Source organism: Pelagibacterium montanilacus, assembly GCF_003992665.1.
Taxonomy (GTDB): domain Bacteria; phylum Pseudomonadota; class Alphaproteobacteria; order Rhizobiales; family Devosiaceae; genus Pelagibacterium; species Pelagibacterium montanilacus.
Genome location: NZ_RZMX01000046.1, coordinates 19,987 through 35,013 on the forward strand (window position 1 = coordinate 19,987; position 15,027 = coordinate 35,013).

At 65.9% G+C, this 15,027-nt stretch carries 20 protein-coding genes; 9 read left to right on the plus strand and 11 right to left on the minus strand.

Annotated elements, in window-relative coordinates; translation table 11 throughout:
* The first annotated feature begins 14 nt into the window (after nt 1-14).
* From EO136_RS12195 to EO136_RS12210, 4 genes are read left to right on the plus strand one after another with little or no spacing between them, the layout of a single operon-like run.
* Nucleotides 15-980, plus strand: a complete 966-nt coding sequence (locus tag EO136_RS12195) for a histone deacetylase family protein (protein ID WP_127144683.1) — start codon at nt 15-17, stop codon at nt 978-980.
* The gene (locus tag EO136_RS12200) at nt 980-1,216 is read left to right on the plus strand and encodes an exodeoxyribonuclease VII small subunit (protein ID WP_127144684.1); all 237 of its coding nucleotides are present in this window, start codon (nt 980-982) and stop codon (nt 1,214-1,216) included. Before EO136_RS12195 ends, EO136_RS12200 begins: the two co-directional genes overlap by 1 nt.
* Nucleotides 1,217-1,229: 13 nt before the next feature.
* Nucleotides 1,230-1,817, plus strand: coding sequence for an SCO family protein (locus EO136_RS12205; protein WP_127144685.1), 588 nt, complete (start codon nt 1,230-1,232; stop codon nt 1,815-1,817).
* Nucleotides 1,814-2,563: a TlyA family RNA methyltransferase gene (locus EO136_RS12210; protein ID WP_127144686.1), complete on the plus strand. Its 750-nt coding sequence runs from the start codon at nt 1,814-1,816 to the stop codon at nt 2,561-2,563. Before EO136_RS12205 ends, EO136_RS12210 begins: the two co-directional genes overlap by 4 nt.
* Nucleotides 2,564-2,583: 20 nt before the next feature.
* Here the strand turns inward: EO136_RS12210 and ribB are convergent, their stop codons facing one another.
* The 4 genes from ribB to fabI all read right to left on the minus strand — a co-directional run bounded on the left by ribB (nt 2,584) and on the right by fabI (nt 6,337).
* Nucleotides 2,584-3,663 (minus strand): 3,4-dihydroxy-2-butanone-4-phosphate synthase, encoded by a 1,080-nt coding sequence (ribB, locus tag EO136_RS12215; protein ID WP_127144687.1) that lies wholly within the window; start codon nt 3,661-3,663, stop codon nt 2,584-2,586.
* Complete coding sequence (gene aroC / locus EO136_RS12220; protein WP_127144688.1) at nt 3,653-4,780, minus strand: chorismate synthase; 1,128 nt, start codon at nt 4,778-4,780, stop codon at nt 3,653-3,655. The genes ribB and aroC overlap by 11 nt, the downstream gene beginning before the upstream one ends.
* Before the next feature lie 98 nt (nt 4,781-4,878).
* Nucleotides 4,879-5,511: a histidine phosphatase family protein gene (locus EO136_RS12225; protein WP_127144689.1), complete on the minus strand. Its 633-nt coding sequence runs from the start codon at nt 5,509-5,511 to the stop codon at nt 4,879-4,881.
* A 25-nt stretch (nt 5,512-5,536) separates the two neighbouring features.
* Complete coding sequence (gene fabI / locus EO136_RS12230) at nt 5,537-6,337, minus strand: enoyl-ACP reductase FabI (RefSeq protein ID WP_127144690.1); 801 nt, start codon at nt 6,335-6,337, stop codon at nt 5,537-5,539.
* Between the two features lie 153 nt (nt 6,338-6,490).
* Here fabI and EO136_RS18970 point away from each other — a divergent pair, with 153 nt between their 5' ends.
* Both EO136_RS18970 and EO136_RS12240 read left to right on the plus strand, forming a co-directional pair.
* Nucleotides 6,491-7,900: an FAD-binding oxidoreductase gene (locus EO136_RS18970; protein WP_127144691.1), complete on the plus strand. Its 1,410-nt coding sequence runs from the start codon at nt 6,491-6,493 to the stop codon at nt 7,898-7,900.
* Nucleotides 7,901-8,000: 100 nt separating this feature from the next.
* Entirely contained in the window at nt 8,001-8,561 is a 561-nt protein-coding gene (locus tag EO136_RS12240) for a hemerythrin domain-containing protein (protein ID WP_127144692.1), read from the plus strand.
* Between the two features lie 23 nt (nt 8,562-8,584).
* Here EO136_RS12240 and EO136_RS12245 read toward each other — a convergent pair whose 3' ends face one another.
* Nucleotides 8,585-8,824: a hypothetical protein gene (locus EO136_RS12245; RefSeq protein WP_127144693.1), complete on the minus strand. Its 240-nt coding sequence runs from the start codon at nt 8,822-8,824 to the stop codon at nt 8,585-8,587.
* 385 nt (nt 8,825-9,209) lie between these two features.
* The gene (locus tag EO136_RS12250) at nt 9,210-9,953 is read right to left on the minus strand and encodes an SOS response-associated peptidase (RefSeq protein WP_127144694.1); all 744 of its coding nucleotides are present in this window, start codon (nt 9,951-9,953) and stop codon (nt 9,210-9,212) included.
* On the opposite strand from EO136_RS12250, the gene EO136_RS12255 reads away from it, so the two are divergent.
* The 3 genes from EO136_RS12255 (at nt 9,952) to EO136_RS12265 (ending at nt 11,223) form a co-directional block, all read left to right on the plus strand.
* Nucleotides 9,952-10,419, plus strand: coding sequence for an NUDIX domain-containing protein (locus EO136_RS12255; protein ID WP_164730577.1), 468 nt, complete (start codon nt 9,952-9,954; stop codon nt 10,417-10,419). The two genes, EO136_RS12250 and EO136_RS12255, sit on opposite strands and share 2 nt — an antisense overlap.
* The gene (locus tag EO136_RS12260) at nt 10,416-10,829 is read left to right on the plus strand and encodes a TIGR02301 family protein (RefSeq protein ID WP_246018360.1); all 414 of its coding nucleotides are present in this window, start codon (nt 10,416-10,418) and stop codon (nt 10,827-10,829) included. The genes EO136_RS12255 and EO136_RS12260 overlap by 4 nt, the downstream gene beginning before the upstream one ends.
* 115 nt (nt 10,830-10,944) lie before the next feature.
* Entirely contained in the window at nt 10,945-11,223 is a 279-nt protein-coding gene (locus EO136_RS12265) for a hypothetical protein (protein WP_127144696.1), read from the plus strand.
* Between the two features lie 7 nt (nt 11,224-11,230).
* Here EO136_RS12265 and rlmN read toward each other — a convergent pair whose 3' ends face one another.
* The 5 genes from rlmN to EO136_RS12290 form a co-directional block, all read right to left on the minus strand.
* Nucleotides 11,231-12,283 carry a 23S rRNA (adenine(2503)-C(2))-methyltransferase RlmN gene (rlmN, locus tag EO136_RS12270; RefSeq protein ID WP_127144697.1) on the minus strand — a complete coding sequence of 351 codons (1,053 nt, stop codon included), beginning with the start codon at nt 12,281-12,283 and terminating at the stop codon, nt 11,231-11,233.
* 108 nt (nt 12,284-12,391) lie between these two features.
* Complete coding sequence (locus tag EO136_RS12275; RefSeq protein ID WP_127144698.1) at nt 12,392-12,712, minus strand: DMT family transporter; 321 nt, start codon at nt 12,710-12,712, stop codon at nt 12,392-12,394.
* A 153-nt stretch (nt 12,713-12,865) separates the two neighbouring features.
* Complete coding sequence (locus EO136_RS12280; protein WP_127144699.1) at nt 12,866-13,435, minus strand: TetR/AcrR family transcriptional regulator; 570 nt, start codon at nt 13,433-13,435, stop codon at nt 12,866-12,868.
* Nucleotides 13,436-13,511: 76 nt separating this feature from the next.
* Nucleotides 13,512-14,405, minus strand: a complete 894-nt coding sequence (locus EO136_RS12285) for a lipid kinase (protein WP_127144700.1) — start codon at nt 14,403-14,405, stop codon at nt 13,512-13,514.
* A 71-nt stretch (nt 14,406-14,476) separates the two neighbouring features.
* Nucleotides 14,477-14,938 (minus strand): Lrp/AsnC ligand binding domain-containing protein, encoded by a 462-nt coding sequence (locus tag EO136_RS12290; protein WP_127144701.1) that lies wholly within the window; start codon nt 14,936-14,938, stop codon nt 14,477-14,479.
* Nucleotides 14,939-15,027: the final 89 nt, after the last annotated feature.

Sequence of the window (15,027 nt, forward strand, 5' to 3'; positions counted from 1 at the left end):
ACACAGGAACGATCATGACAACGCTTCTGCTCAGCCAAACCAATGCCGAAAAGCACCGCACGCCGGACGGCCATCCCGAGCGCCACCAGCGCATCGCGGCTGTCCAGGAGGCGCTTTCGGGCATAGCGTTCGAGGGCCTGAGACGCGAAGTGGCTCCCTCGGGCGATTTGTCGCTCGCCGAGCTCGTCCATCACGGGGACGTTCTGGACACCATCCGCATGGCGCGACCCGCCGAGGGAATCGGGCAGATCGACGGGGACACGTTCATTTCCTCGATGAGCCTCGAGGCCGCCGGCACGGCGCTGGGCGGGGGTTTGCGCGCGCTCGAGGCGGTGGTGCTGGGCGAAGCGAACAATGCATTCGTCGCGGCCCGCCCGCCCGGGCACCACGCGGAACGCAGACGCTCAATGGGGTTCTGCCTCGTCAACACCATCGCCATCATGGCGCGGCAGGCCCAGCGGCTGCACGGGGCCGAGCGCGTTGCGATCGTGGATTTCGACGTCCATCACGGCAATGGCACCCAGGATATCTTTGCCCACGATCCCACGGTCTTTTATGCTTCGTCCCACCAGGCGCCGCTGTTTCCCGGCACGGGCCGGCGCGAGGATACAGGCGCGGGCAATATCGTCAATGTGCCCCTGCGCGCGGGCTCGGGCGGGGCGGACATGCGGGACGCCTATCTCGAGATCATCCTGCCCGCGCTCGTTGATTTCAGCCCCGACCTCATCCTCGTTTCCGCCGGCTTCGACGCGGAGCGCCGCGACCCGCTGGCGCAGCTCGAATGGGAGCCGGGGGACTTCGGATGGCTCACGGGAAAGTTGATGGACATCGCCGACCGGCGCTGCTCAAACCGCATCGTCTCGATGCTCGAAGGCGGCTATGACCTGGATGGACTTGCGGAGGGCGCATCGGCCCATGTGAGGACCCTTCTGACGGGCCAGGCCGAGTGGCGCCCAGCCGACCAGCACGGAGAACAGTGATGACAGACGTCAAGAAGATGAGCTTTGAGGCGGCGCTCGCCGAGCTCGAGACCATCGTCGCCCAACTCGAGGGGGGCAAAGCGCCCCTGCAGGAATCGATCTCGATCTACGAGCGCGGCGAGGCGCTCAAGCGCCATTGCGAGACCCTGCTCAAGCAGGCCGAGGCGCGGATCGAGAAAATCACGCTGGCAGCGGACGGCACGCCCTCGGGCACCGAACCGCTCGACGCACAGTAACGGAGCACAAAAGGTGCTGGGAAAAGTTCGTATCGCGCTCTGGGGTCTCGTGGCACTGGCCGCGATCTCGGCGACGGCCATCTATTTCACGCGGCCCTTCCAGCCGTCCGGCGCCATGTTCGGCGGCCCGTTCGAGATGGTTTCGACCGCCAGCGGCGAGACATTCACCCAGGACGATCTGGTAGGCACCCCGACCCTGATGTTCTTTGGCTATACGTATTGTCCCGATGTGTGCCCCATGACGCTGGCCGAGGCGACGGCCTGGAAGCAGGAGCTGGGGCTGAGCGACGAGGAGCTCAACATCATCTTCGTGACCGTCGATCCCGAGCGCGACACGGTCGATCAGGTCGAACTCTATCTCTCGAACTTCGGAGACGACGTTTTCGGGCTGGTGGGCAACGCCGCCCAGACCGACCAGATCAAGCGTTCCTACGGTGTGTTCTCCGAAAAGGTCGAGGCCGAGGGTTCGACCGATTACCTCGTCAATCATACCTCCACGCTCTACATGCTCGACGAGGACGGCCAGTTCTTCGGCACCATCGCCTTCCAGGAGAACAGCGACACCGCCCTCGACAAGATCCGCCGCCTCACCGGCGCATGAGCGCACGGGTCCGGCTCGACGTCGCGCTTCTCGAGCGTGGCCTCGTGCAGAGCCGGGCGCGGGCCCGCGATGCCATCCTGCGCGGCACTGTGCTGGTCAATGGACACACCGCGCACAAGGCCGGGCTGGCGATCACCGACACAGACATCATAACCGTTGCCGACCCTGCCGCGGATTACGTTGCGCGCTCGGCGCTCAAACTGATCGCCGGGCTGGAATTCTCGGGCTTTGATCCGGTGGGGCTAGTGTGCCTTGATCTGGGCGCGTCGACGGGCGGGTTCACCCAGGTTCTGGCCGAGCGGGGCGCGCGGAAAATCTATGCGGTCGATGTGGGGCACGGGCAGCTTCACCCCAGGGTTTCCGGGCTGCCCGAGGTGATTTCGCTCGAGGGGACCGATGCGCGGGCGCTCGACCGGACGCTTGTTCCCGACCCCATCGAGCTCCTTGTCTGCGACGTCAGTTTCGTCTCGCTGGTCAAGATCATCGGCCCGGCGCTGGCGCTGTGTGCGCCCGATGCGCGGGCGGTTCTGCTGATCAAACCGCAGTTCGAAGTGGGCCGCGACCATATCGGGAAAGGGGGCCTCGTGGTCCCCGGCCCGCATGTGGAGGCCGCGATCAATGCGGTGATATCGCACCAAGAGGCGCTTGGATGGCGGTTGCAGGCGACGATCGCCTCTCCGATCGCCGGCGGAGACGGCAATCGGGAGACGATTGCGACGTTCATACGGGCAAATGTGGGGGGATAACCACAATTGCCCTCTTGGTGTCAGGCGTCCACGATGGTGATGCCGAATGCCTCGAGACCGACATAGCGACGCGAGCGCGACGCCATGGGGCGGATCGAGGTGATGCCGATATCGCGCAGGATCTGCGCGCCCAACCCGACCTCGCGCCATTCCGCTTCCCGGTCACGCGCCGAGCGATGGTCCTCGCCGGGCACGGCAGGGCCGGCCTCGCTCGCCACACCCGCCGTTCCCTCGCGCAGATAGACCAGCACGCCGCCCGAACTCAGGCCTTGAATGGCGCTGTTGAGCTTGTCGGCGCCGGCAAAGACGTCGGCGATCACGTCCTCGCGGTGGAGCCGAACCGGCACGCCCCCGGTGCGATCGACGTCCCCGAAGACCAGCGCGATGTGCTGGACCTTGTCGAAGGGCGTCGAATAGGTGTGGGCGAGTGCACGGCCCGCGACGGTCTCGATCTCGAAGGTCTCGACCCGCTCGACGAGCTTTTCGCGCCGCTGGCGGTAGGAGATGAGATCGGCGACCGAGACCAGCGCCAGATCGTGGGCGGCGGCGAAATCGGCCACCTGCTGGCCACGTGTGACGGTGCCGTCATCGTTGACCAGTTCGCAGATGACCCCGACATCGGGCAGGCCCGAGAGCGTGCACAAATCGACCGCCGCTTCGGTGTGGCCCGAGCGCATGAGCACGCCGCCGCGCCGGGCGATGAGCGGGAAGATGTGGCCGGGGCGCGAGAAGTCCGACGCCCCCACATTGCCATTGGTGAGCGCGCGGACCGTGGCGGTGCGGTCCTCGGCGGAAATGCCGGTGGTGGTGCCGTGCTTGAAGTCGATCGAGACGGTGAAGGCGGTGGTGTGCGCCGAATCATTGTCGGCCACCATGGGATTGAGGTTGAGCTTGCGCGCCCGATCGGCGGTCAGCGGCGTGCACACGATGCCCGAGGTGTGGCGCACCATGAAGGCCATCTGCTCGGGGGTGATCAGGCTGGCGGCGGCGATCAGATCACCCTCCCCTTCCCGGTCATGATCGTCGATGACCACGACCATCTCGCCCTTGCGCATGGCCTCAAGCGCGCGCTCGACGCGGGTATCGACCTCAGAGTACATCGTTTGCTCCTTGAAAGCCCATGCCACCCTCCCGGCCCGTCTGGCCGCGGTGACGCAGGAAATGATCGGCCAGCACCACCGCCATCATGGCCTCTCCGATGGGAACCGCGCGGATGCCCACGCAAGGGTCGTGCCGGCCCTTGGTGACGATCTCGGTGTCGGTGTTGGTGGTGTCGACGGTCTGGCGCGGGGTGAGGATCGAGCTGGTGGGCTTGACCGCAAAGCGCGCCACGATGGGATCGCCGTTGGAAATGCCGCCCAGAATGCCGCCGGCCTTGTTGGAGAGGAATTTGGGCAGCGGCCTGTCCGAGCGCATCTCGTCTGCATTGGCCTCGCCGGTCAGCGTGGCGCTTTCGAATCCGGCGCCGATCTCCACGGCCTTGACCGCGTTGATGCTCATCATGGCCGAGGCGATGTCCTGGTCGAGCTTGCCATAAAGCGGCGCGCCCCAGCCGACGGGCACGCCTTCGGCGACGACCTCGATGATGGCGCCCACCGAGGAGCCGGCCTTGCGGATGGTATCGAGATAGCCCGCCCAGTCCTCTGCCGCGCGCGGGTCGGCGCAAAAGAAGGGATTGCGGTCGACCTCGTCCCAGTCGAAATTGCCGTAATCGATCCTGTGCGGGCCGATCTGGACCAGAGAGGCGCGGATGGTGACGCCGGGAATCACCAGCCGGGCGATGGCGCCGGCGGCGACCCGGGCCGCGGTTTCGCGCGCCGAAGAGCGCCCGCCGCCGCGATAATCGCGAATGCCGTATTTCTGGAAATAGGTGTAGTCGGCGTGGCCGGGGCGGAATTTGTCCCGGATTTCGGAATAGTCCTTGGAACGCTGATCGGTGTTCTCGATCATCAGCGAAATGGGGGTGCCGGTGGTGCGCAGCCCATCGGTGCGCTCATCCTCGAAGACGCCCGAGAGGATTTTCACCTCATCGGCCTCGCGGCGCTGGGTGGTGTAGCGGGACTGGCCGGGTTTGCGGCGATCGAGATCGCGCTGAATGATTTCGGGGCTGATCGCGAGGCCCGCAGGGCAGCCGTCGACGACCACCCCGAGCGCGGGCCCGTGGCTTTCGCCCCAGGTCGTAAAGCGGAACATCTGTCCGAAGCTGTTGAAGGACATCGCGGACTCCAGCGTGAATGTGAGCGTCTTCTAGAGCAATTCCAACGTTCACGGAATGCCTGTTCGGCCCCGCCTGCCCTCTGCCAAACCGCCTTCGATCAGGCCCAGGTCTTTTCGGCGTGGTGAAGGGTCATGGTGCCCGAGACGAAATGGGCGATCACCCCCTGGGGGGCTTCCCAGTTCAGCACTTCGGCCCTGTCGGCGCCCTCGACCAGGTGGCGGAGCACGCGCAGCACCCCGCCATGGGCGACGATAATGGAATGATCGGTCAGCTCCTCGGCGAAATCGTGGAGGCGATCGGCGACGTCGGCGTAGTTCTCCCCGTTTTCGGGGCGGAAATGCCAATAACTCGAATCGCGCTCTCCGGGGGCCTGGGCGGCAGCGCGCTCGCGGGCGATCTCGGCGTGAAGCGCGCCCTCGAACTCACCGAAGGAGATCTCGATCAGCCGGGGATCGAACTGGACGGGAGGAAGCTCGATATCGAAGGCGGCGCGCATGCGCTCCATGGTCTCGCTCGCCCGGCTGAGGGGGGAGGCGTACCATTTGAAGGCGCGCGGGTCGGCTCCCGCTTCCTCGAGCAGGAAGCGCAGCAGCTCCCCGTTGGAATCGGCCTGGAGCCGCCCGGTCTCGTTGAGCGGGATATCGCGACTGCCCTGATAACGACGTTCGCGATTCCAGTCGGTCTGGCCGTGGCGCGCGAAATAGAAATCGGGCCAGCCTGGCTTGGTCATGATGCAATCCGGTGGTCGGGGGCGCTCAGTCGGCGCCCTTGTCGTGGTCGAGGGTCTTCATGCCGATGACGTTATAGCCGGAATCCACATAGTGGATTTCACCCGTCACGCCGCTCGACAGTCCCGAGAGCAGGTAGAGGGCGGAGTTGCCCACCTCGTCGATGGTGACGTTCTTGCGCAGGGGCGCGTTTTCCTCGTTCCACTTGAGCATTTCGCGCAGCCCGGAGATGCCCGAGGCGGCGAGGGTCTTGATGGGGCCCGCAGAGATCGCGTTGACGCGAATGCCGTTGGGGCCCATGTCGGCGGCAAGGTAACGCACCGACGCCTCGAGCGCGGCCTTGGCGACGCCCATGACGTTATAGTGCGGCAGCACTTTCTCGGCGCCGTAATAGGTGAGGGTGAGGATCGACCCGCCCGGCTCCATGAGCGCTTCGGCACGCTTGGCCAGCGCGGTGAGCGAATAGACCGAGATGTTCATGGTCAGCGCGAAATTGCCGGGGCTGGTGTCCACATAGCGTCCGTCGAGCTCTTCCTTGTTGGAGAACCCGATGGCGTGCACGAGGAAATCGAGCCCGCCCCATTTGGACTTCAGGACGTTGAACACCGCGTCCATCGCGTCGGCGTCGGTGACGTCGCACGGGAGCACGAGATCGGAGCCGAACTCGGCCGCGATCGGCTCGACGCGCCGGTGGAGCGCTTCGCCCTGATAGGTGAAGGCCAGTTCCGCCCCCTGCGCGTGAACGGCCTTTGCGATGCCGTATGCGATCGAGCGGTTGTTGGCGACGCCCATGATGAGCCCGCGCTTGCCTTCCATCAGTCCAGCCATTGTCTTCTCCGAGATAACCCTTGGCCCCGGTTTTGGCACAGGCCCGGGCGGCGGGCAAGGTGGGCGTCTCGGGATCGCGCCGGAGGTGGCGAGAGTCGCACCGGCTGTGCCATAGTCCAGGTCCTGCCCGACCCGCCCAATAAAAGGCCCGCCATGACGCTTTCCTCGGACCAGATCGCCAACGCCCTTATCAGCCTGCTCGGCCCGGACAGCGTGATTTCCGAGCCCGGGGGCATGGAAGGGTACCTTGTCGAACCGCGGCGGAGGTTCACCCAGACGGCCAAGGCCGTAGCCCTGCCCCGCACGGTGGCGGAGGTGCAGGCGGTGGTGCAATGGGCCCATGAGGTGGGCGTACACCTGGTGCCCCAGGCGGGCAATACCGGGCTCGTGGGCGGTCAGGTGCCGCTGTTCGGGGACGAGGTGATCGTCTCGATCGCCCGGCTCAAGGGCATCCGCTCGATCGACGCGGATGCGGGCACCATGGTGGTGGAAGCGGGCACGACGCTCCAGGAGGTGCAGGAGGCGGCGGACGAAGCGGGGATGCTGTTTCCGCTCTCCATCGCCTCGCAGGGTTCGGCGCGGATCGGGGGCGTTCTGGGCTCGAACGCGGGCGGGGTGCAGGTGCTGTCCTATGGCAATGCGCGCGAATTGTGCATGGGGGTCGAGGCGGTGATGGCCGACGGGACGCTCTATCGCGGGATCGGGGCCCTCAAGAAAGATAACACAGGTTACGATCTCAAGGATCTGCTGGTGGGATCCGAGGGCACGCTGGGGATCATCACGGCGGCGACGCTCAAGCTCTTTCCCAGGCCGGAGCGATACGAGACCGTGCTTGTGGACGTGGAAAGCCCCGAGGCGGCGTTGAAGCTGTTTTCCGCGCTCAGGGCCCGGGCCGGCCAGACGCTGACCGCGTTCGAATTGATGCCGCGCATCGGGTTCCAATTCCAGATCCGGCACGGGATGCTCGAGCGCGAGATCGCCGCGACGGCTTCGCCCTGGCACGTTCTGGCGGAGATCTCGGTGCCCCGAGGCGGGCACGGGGTTATGGAGGATGCGCTCGAGGACATGTTTGCCCAAGGGCTGGTGACCAATGGCGTGCTGGCCGATTCGCTGGCCCAGCGCGAGACCATGTGGCTGGCGCGCGAGCAGATGTCGGAGGTCCAGTCGCGCGAGGGCGGATCGATCAAGCACGACGTTTCCGTGCCCGTAGCCAAGGTGCCCGAGCTGATCGCGCGCGGATCGGCGGCGGCGATCGCGGCGGTGCCCGGGATCCGGCCGGTGCCCTTCGGGCATCTGGGCGACGGCAACATCCACTTCAATTTCAGCCAGCCCGAGGGGGCCGACAAGGCGGAGTTCATGGCCGGGGCCGAGCCGGTGCACGCGGCGGTCTACGCGGTGGTGGTGGAGCTGGGGGGCTCGATCTCGGCCGAGCACGGGATCGGCCAGCTCAAGACCGGGCTTTTAGCGCAGGTTAAAGACCCCGTGGCGCTCAAGGCGATGCGGGCGATCAAATCGGCGCTCGATCCCAAGGGGATCCTCAACCCGGGCAAGGTGCTGGGCTAGGCGCATAGCTGCGGGGCGCTGCCAGGGGTGGACATCGGGCGTCCCTGCCCTACATCTGGCGCGACACGCCTTGCCATCCTCAGATCGCGGAAGATTTCCCATGCTGCTCGATATCGGTTTTCTCGACGACGCCACGCGCCCGAGGGCGCCCCGGCTCGAGAACCTCACCCCTGCCCAGAAGGCGCCCGGCCGGCACCTCCAGATGATCCACAACCACCTGCGCCAGAACGTAGCGGTGCTGCGCCAGCTCGTGGACAAGGCCGCAAAGGGCAAGGTGTCGCCAGAGGCGGTGGAGGCCGAAGCCGCGGCGCTCGAAATGGTCGCCAATTTCCGGCAGTTCGGCAATTTGTGCGGGCAGCACTGCCAGATCGTGCACACCCATCATTCGATCGAGGACGCGCACATTTTTCCCGAGCTTTCGGCCAAGGGCGAGGCCTGGAAGAAGGTGACCGACCGGCTGGTCGAGGAGCACCACGTGGTCCATGCGCTGCTGCTCAAGCTGGTCGATGCGCTCAACGCGCTGGCGAGAGAGCCCAATGCGGCCAATTTCGAGGCGGCGCGGGAGGTCAACGACGCGCTCGAGCGCGTGCTGCTCTCGCATCTGGGCTATGAGGAAGAAGAGATCGGAGATGCGCTGGGCTATTTCGGCATCGGGGTTTGACCCGATGCCGGACGGCTGGCCGATTACGCCACGAGGTCGTCGTCGAGTTCGCGATTGTCGGGCGCGGTGATGGTCTCGGCGAAGTCCGCGGAATCCTCCACCAGCTTCCTCGCGGCCTCGCGGGCGGCGGCGACGGATTCAAAGACCCGGCCCTCGAGCGGGAACACGCCCAATTTCACGGCCATGAAGCGATAATCCCCGCCATTGGGGACGACGACGCCCTGAGGCTCACCATGGACGGATATGACGATAGGCTTGGTCATCTCGAATTCAGTCTCCGAAGCAGCCCGTCCCCGCGGGGAGGTGCTAACAGTATCGTGTGAGGGTCTTGTGACAGGCAGGCAGGCTGTAAAAAGCGCTACTTTCGCCAGGTCCAGAAGCTACACATCGAACCCGCGGGTTTGGAGCCACATACGGGATAGACGGAGACGGACGCGGTCAGGCGTGCCCAATATGCTTGTGGTTTCATACTGCCGTTCTCCAGCCTGACCGTGACGCGCGACGTCCTCCTGACGAGCGCGCGGCATGGCTAGTGTTTACCAAACACGAGGGGAAAAATCGAGGGCCAATGTCCCAAAGGGGGAGTTCGGCCTGGAATTTCCCTGTTCCGATAACCGGGAACGCGCAAACCGGTTCCGCGGCAAACGGCTAAAAAAGATCGTACTGACCACTATCTTTGCGCTTGACTTCACTGGGCTTTTTCTTCGGCGCCGGGGCGGGCTCGGGCGCGGCAGGCGCGATGAGATCAGGTCCGTCATTGGCAGCGGAATTGACCCGGCGCGAGACCGGGTGGAAGGCCAGCACACCCTGCTCCGCAGGTCGGATGGCACCCATGGCCTCGGGTCCGGTATGGCCGCGCACGTCCAGCCACGAATCGAAATCGGCCTCGGCGAGAAGGGCCGGCATGCGATGATGGATGGTCTTTATCTCGTCATTGGCGGGGACGGTGAGAACCGCAAGGGTATCGACCTCCTCGCCCTCGGGCCCGATCCATGTGGACCACAGCCCCGCCATGGCCAGCGGATCGCCGTTGGTGGCATGGATGAAAAAGGGCTGGCTGGGGCCATCGGTATCCCGGCGCCATTCATAATAGCCGCTGGCCGGCACGATGCAGCGGTGGTGCTTGAGCGAATCGCGAAAGGCGGGCTTTGACGCGATGGTTTCGGCACGGGCGTTGACCAGAAGCGGGAACTCGCGCGGATCCTTGACCCAGGCGGGCACCAGACCCCAGCGCGCCAGGCGCGCGGCGCGCCCGCTTTCGTCCTGCCAGATGGCGAGGACCGGCTGGGTGGGGGCGATGTTGTATCGTGCCGGAGGCAGGTCTATCCTGAGATCGGCAGCAAAGCGCCCCATGGCTTCGGGCACGAGCATAAAGGCAAAACGTCCACACATGGCAAAAGCGGTTCCATCGTCCGGTCCGGTCGGGACGTCATCCTATCAGGCTGGCGCGAGCGCGCCCAATGCCTGTTCGGCGGCCCTCGTCCATCGCGGGTCGGTGCTCCTGATCCGGAGGGCCTACGCCCCGTTCGAGGGGCTCTGGACGCTGCCGGGAGGGCGGATGGAGCCAAGGGAAACCCCGCTCGAGTGCGTGGCGCGCGAGGCGTTCGAGGAAACCGGGCTGATCCTTGATTCGCCCCTTCACGTTCTGACCGAAACCGTGGGCGAGGGGAAAAAGACCTTCTCGCTGGCGGTGTTCGTGGCCGCCCATGTCATGGCGGCGCCGGTGCCCTCCGACGAGGTTTCGGCGTGGGAATGGGTGGCGTTCGAGGACGTGGGAGGGTATCGAACCACACCGGGACTGGTGCGCATCCTTGCTGACTGCGCCCGGCACCTGCATGTCCATGGAGAGGCCCATTGAGCCCGCAGACCGGCCGCACGCACACTTGGAAAGCCCACTGGCTGGCCCGGATGGCGGGCGCGGTGCTGCTCGTTGTGGCGCTCGGGCTGCCCCATGGCGCGCGGGCGGTCGATCCGCCCTATCAGCCCCAGATGGAGCGGCTGGCCGAGATTTTGGGGAGCCTTTACATGCTCAGCCCGCTCTGCCGGCAGACCGAGGTGGACTGGCGCGGGCAGATGGCGGACCTTCTGGCGCTCGATGCGCCCGATCCGGACCGGCGGGCGCGAATCGCGGGAGCCTTCAATCAGGGCTATGAGGCCTATGCGAGGCTTTACAGAAGCTGCACGCCTTCGGCGCGGACCGCGATCGCGCTGCTGTTGCGCGAGGGTGAAGCGCTCTCGCGCGACATTCACACCCGGTTTTCCGAATAAGCCCGACGCCCGGGAGGGGGCCGGGGACGAGGATGCTGTGGATTGTCGGCCCCAAATTAACCAATCGGTCATTTCGCGTTAGCGCTCGGTGACGGGCATGTTACCACATTTGGCTATGAGACCATCGCGCACCAATTTCCCGTTTGCCGCTACCGAGCCCGGTCTGGAGACAGATCACGAGGAGCGCCAGCTCGCACTCGAATATCTGGCCGATGCCTGGAATGCGGCCGATGCCGACGGTGTGGATACCGAGGCGCTGGCCCATGCGGCCCTGTTTGCCGCCATCGCCACGCTGGTGCGCGAGTATGGCGAGGAAGCCGTGGCCAAGCTGATCGGGGACGTGCCCGACCGGATCAGCAATGGCGAATACACGCTGGACCGCGTGCTGCAATAGCGCCCTGTCAGGCGGGCGCAGCCAACGCCCTGCCCGCCGAATCCCGCAACCAGAGCTGACCGCAGGCCGCGGTGATATCCCGGCCCTGGGTATCGCGCACCGCGACGGGAATGCCGGCGCGGGCGAGACCCTCCCGAAATGCCGAGAGGGTGGAATCGGGCGTCCGCCCGAGCCTGACGCCATCGACCGGGTTCCAGCGCATGAGGTTGATGCGCGCGGGGGTGCCGGCAAACATCGCTTCGAGCCGGTCGAGATCGGCAGGGGAATCATTGATGCCCGGCAGGACGAGATAAACGAAGGTCACCAGGCGATTGTGCCGGTGCGCCCAGGAGAGGGCGCGCGCGACGACCTCGCCGATATCGTGCTTTCGCGCGCCCGGAATAAGGGCGGCGCGCTGGTTCTGGGTGGTGGCGTGCAACGAGATGGTGAGGTTGATGGCCAGATGCTCCTCACGCAGGGCCTTGAGCCCCTTGGGGATGCCGATGGTCGAGAGGGTGATTCCCGTGGTGGGAAAAGCCAGCCCCCTGCGTTCGCGCAGGATGCGGATGGCTGCGAGGACGTTGTCGTAATTGTTGAGCGGCTCGCCGATGCCCATGAAGACGATGCGGTTGACCCGCGGGCCGAGCCGGACGACCTGCTCGACGATCTCGCCAGCCGAGAGATTGCGTTTGAGCCCCGCCTGCCCCGAGGCGCAGAACCGGCAGGCAAAGGCGCAGCCCACCTGAGACGAGACGCAGGCGGTGTGCCCGTCGCGCCTGCGGATCAGCACGGTTTCGATCGCCATGCCATCGGGCAGCGCAAAGAGGAGTTTTTCCGAGCGCCCGCCGCGCTCCCTTGTGATCGCCTCGAGGCGCCGCAGGGACAGCCCGTGGTCCTGTGCCCATGCACGCAGGCGCCGCGGCAGGTCGGCATGGGGCGAGAAGAGATCGCGGTAGGTTATGGCCGCGCCCCCGTCTGACCCTAGCGCGTCGAACGCCTGCGCGGTGAGATCGAGGGCATGGGGAGCTGACGGCAGGCGTGCGGAGGCGACCGCCGGGGTGGCGGGCAAAGAGGCGGACATGGGGCTTTCCAGACGTGACCGGACGTGGGTGCGGGACAATTCAACCAGCGCCACTAATTTATAACAGTCACGTCGGTTATATTCAAGTCCGCCTCGAAACGTCCCCAGTCAGCTCGAGCTGGCGAGCTTCATGAGCACGATGCCCGAGACGATGAGGGACGCCGCGAGCACCCGCATGGGCGTGATGGCTTCGCCCAGAACCGTGATGCCCACGACGAAAGCGCCCACCGCGCCGATGCCGGTCCAGATGGTGTAGGCGGTGCCCAGCGGCAGGCTGCGCATGGCGGTGGCCAGCAGCGAGAAGCTGGCGATCATCGCGATGATGGTGACGACGGTCGGCATGGGGAGCGTGAAGCCCGCCGAGCGCTTCATGGAATACGCCCAGACGATTTCGAGCAATCCGGCGACAAAGAGATAGGTCCAGGCCATTGTCCGGCCCTCCTTTCGGTCAGGCCGGGTCGTCCCGGTGTCAGGGGCGCACGGATTATCTGGCTCCCGTGCGGATGGGGTCGTCCCCGTCAGGGACCGAGATAAACCATGGGCCGGCGGGGTCAAGAGGCGCGGCGAGCGGCCGGCACCGGATCAGGGGAAGTGGTGGCCCGGGTACAACACTTCGAGCATGCGGCGGGTCTGGTCGGTGACAAAGCCGTTCATGGGACCCACCGGTTCGATGAGCCATTGCATGGACGCGCCCTGGATGATCGCCTGGATGAGGCTGGCGGTGGGCGCGCGCTCGTGGGGGCCATCAGGAAGCCGGGCGGCGATGGCCTCGCGCACGAGGCGGTTGCGCTCCCGGGCCAGCGCGTTGAGAGCGGGATCGTTCACATCACTCCATTCGAGCAGGAGATAGCCCGAAAACCCCTCGCCCGTGCCCACGCCCGCGATCAGATCGCAGAGCATGGTCCAGAGGGCATCGAGCCCCCTGCCCTCGGGCACGGCAGCGAAATAGTCCCGCACCTCCTCGGTGGAGGCCTCCATGACGGCGCGGTGCAGTGTGTCGCGGTCGGTGAAGCGCTGGATGAGCGCGGCACGGGAGATGCCCACCGCGCGCGCGACGTCGGTGAGGGTGAAGCTCGAGGGGCCCTTTTCCAGAAGCACCTGCTGGGCGGCGGCCAGAATGGCGGCGTCAGAATGGAGTTTGGGTCGGGGCATGATGCGCCTTGGCTGGTCGGGTCCGCCCAATCGGATGGCAGGGATGGGCCCGGCTGGCAAGGGCCGGCAAGGCCGATCAGCGGGGGACGAACACCTTGATGGCGCCTTCCATGAGCCCGAAGCGGGCCGGCGTTTCGGTGACGATATCGCCGTCCACATTGACTTCCATGGGATGGGGGGTGCGGATTTCGAAGGTCTTGCCGCGATCGGTGCGCACTTCGCTGTAGAGCCCGTGCTCGCCGCGCTGGAACCGCCCGAGCATGAAGGCCAGCTTCCAGACGTTACGGGTCTCGAGGCTGTAGAGATCGAGCGTGCCATCGTCGATGCGCGCGTCCGCGCGCACCGCCGCGCCGCCCCCATAAAACCGGCCATTGCCCACCGCGATCTGGAGGGCGCGCACCGATTGGGTGCCGTGCTCGGAGACGATCTCGGCGGCGAAGGTTTCGGCCTTGAACGCGATGCGGGCGGCGGTGACCGCATAGCCGAACCGGCCCCATCGGCGCTTGATGTCCTTGGTGAGCTCGTGAGCGACTTTCGTGCTCAGCCCGATGCTGGCGACGTTAAAGAACGGGCGGTCGTTGATCAGCCCCACATCGATGCACCGGCGCGCGCCGCCCGCGATGATGTCGATGGCGGCGATGAGGTCGGTGGGAATCTCGAGCGTGCGCGCCAGATCATTGGCGGTGCCCAGCGGCACTATGCCCATGGGCAGGCCGGTTTCGATGAGCGCCGGGGCCGCCGCGTTCATGGTGCCGTCCCCACCGCAGAGGACGACCAGGTCGACGCCCTCCCGGTGATCGAGGATGGTCTGGCAGACCTCGTCGGATCCGCCCAGTTCAGCGTGGATGGGATCGAGCCCCAGAAAACGCAGGCGCTTGAGGATGGGCGCGGCCATGGCCGCGCCGCCGCCCGAATTGGGATTGGCAAGGACCAGGGCGCGGCGGGAGACCGGTTCGGGGGCGAGGGACATGACGCTCCGGGATGCGAGTGCTGACGGGCTCACAGTAAAGGCTTTGGGGCGGTTTTCGATCCCCTTTTCGATCAGATGGGCAGAGGCCCCTCGCTCTTGACCTCCTCGATGACCGGATAGGACCGGGTTTCGCGCACGCCGGGCAGGCCCAGGAGCACCTCGCCGAGAAAGGCGCGGTAGCGGGTCATGTCCGCGAGGCGCGCCTTGACCAGATAGTCGAATCCGCCGGCGACCATGTGGCATTCGAGCACTTCGGGGACCGTCCGCACCGCTTTGGCGAATTTCTCGAAGGCGTCGGGAGTGGTCTTGTCGAGCGAAACCTCGACGAGCACGAGCAGGTCGAGCCCGACCGCGTGCGGGTCGATGCGGGCGGCGAACCCGGTGATGACCCCCTGTTTGACGAGGCGGCGCAGCCGGTCGCTCATGGAGGTGGGGGCGAGCCCGACGCGCTGGGCGAGCTCGGCATTGGTGATGCGCCCGTCGTGCTGCAGCTCGTTGACGATGCGCCGGTCGATCCTGTCCAGTTCCGTCATTGCTGATATCCTTTGCCGCATTCTCCGTGGTTTATACGATGGATGGCGCGAAATTCCAATGGAGATGCGGCGCGGGCGGCCTAGTATCG

Bases quoted from the DNA above. Each gene is read 5' to 3' on its own strand.
- EO136_RS12265 (WP_127144696.1), top strand. From the start codon at position 10,945: ATGAGACCATCGCGCACCAATTTCCCGTTTGCCGCTACCGAGCCCGGT.
- EO136_RS18970 (WP_127144691.1), top strand. From the start codon at position 6,491: ATGACGCTTTCCTCGGACCAGATCGCCAACGCCCTTATCAGCCTGCTC.
- EO136_RS12275 (WP_127144698.1), bottom strand. From the start codon at position 12,712: ATGGCCTGGACCTATCTCTTTGTCGCCGGATTGCTCGAAATCGTCTGG.
- EO136_RS12240 (WP_127144692.1), top strand. From the start codon at position 8,001: ATGCTGCTCGATATCGGTTTTCTCGACGACGCCACGCGCCCGAGGGCG.
- EO136_RS12195 (WP_127144683.1), top strand. From the start codon at position 15: ATGACAACGCTTCTGCTCAGCCAAACCAATGCCGAAAAGCACCGCACG.
- EO136_RS12290 (WP_127144701.1), bottom strand. From the start codon at position 14,938: ATGACGGAACTGGACAGGATCGACCGGCGCATCGTCAACGAGCTGCAG.
- aroC (WP_127144688.1), bottom strand. From the start codon at position 4,780: ATGTCCTTCAACAGCTTCGGACAGATGTTCCGCTTTACGACCTGGGGC.
- EO136_RS12225 (WP_127144689.1), bottom strand. From the start codon at position 5,511: ATGACCAAGCCAGGCTGGCCCGATTTCTATTTCGCGCGCCACGGCCAG.
- ribB (WP_127144687.1), bottom strand. From the start codon at position 3,663: ATGTACTCTGAGGTCGATACCCGCGTCGAGCGCGCGCTTGAGGCCATG.
- EO136_RS12250 (WP_127144694.1), bottom strand. From the start codon at position 9,953: ATGTGTGGACGTTTTGCCTTTATGCTCGTGCCCGAAGCCATGGGGCGC.
- rlmN (WP_127144697.1), bottom strand. From the start codon at position 12,283: ATGTCCGCCTCTTTGCCCGCCACCCCGGCGGTCGCCTCCGCACGCCTG.
- EO136_RS12245 (WP_127144693.1), bottom strand. From the start codon at position 8,824: ATGACCAAGCCTATCGTCATATCCGTCCATGGTGAGCCTCAGGGCGTC.
- EO136_RS12280 (WP_127144699.1), bottom strand. From the start codon at position 13,435: ATGCCCCGACCCAAACTCCATTCTGACGCCGCCATTCTGGCCGCCGCC.
- EO136_RS12285 (WP_127144700.1), bottom strand. From the start codon at position 14,405: ATGTCCCTCGCCCCCGAACCGGTCTCCCGCCGCGCCCTGGTCCTTGCC.
- EO136_RS12200 (WP_127144684.1), top strand. From the start codon at position 980: ATGACAGACGTCAAGAAGATGAGCTTTGAGGCGGCGCTCGCCGAGCTC.
- EO136_RS12255 (WP_164730577.1), top strand. From the start codon at position 9,952: ATGGCAAAAGCGGTTCCATCGTCCGGTCCGGTCGGGACGTCATCCTAT.
- fabI (WP_127144690.1), bottom strand. From the start codon at position 6,337: ATGGCTGGACTGATGGAAGGCAAGCGCGGGCTCATCATGGGCGTCGCC.
- EO136_RS12210 (WP_127144686.1), top strand. From the start codon at position 1,814: ATGAGCGCACGGGTCCGGCTCGACGTCGCGCTTCTCGAGCGTGGCCTC.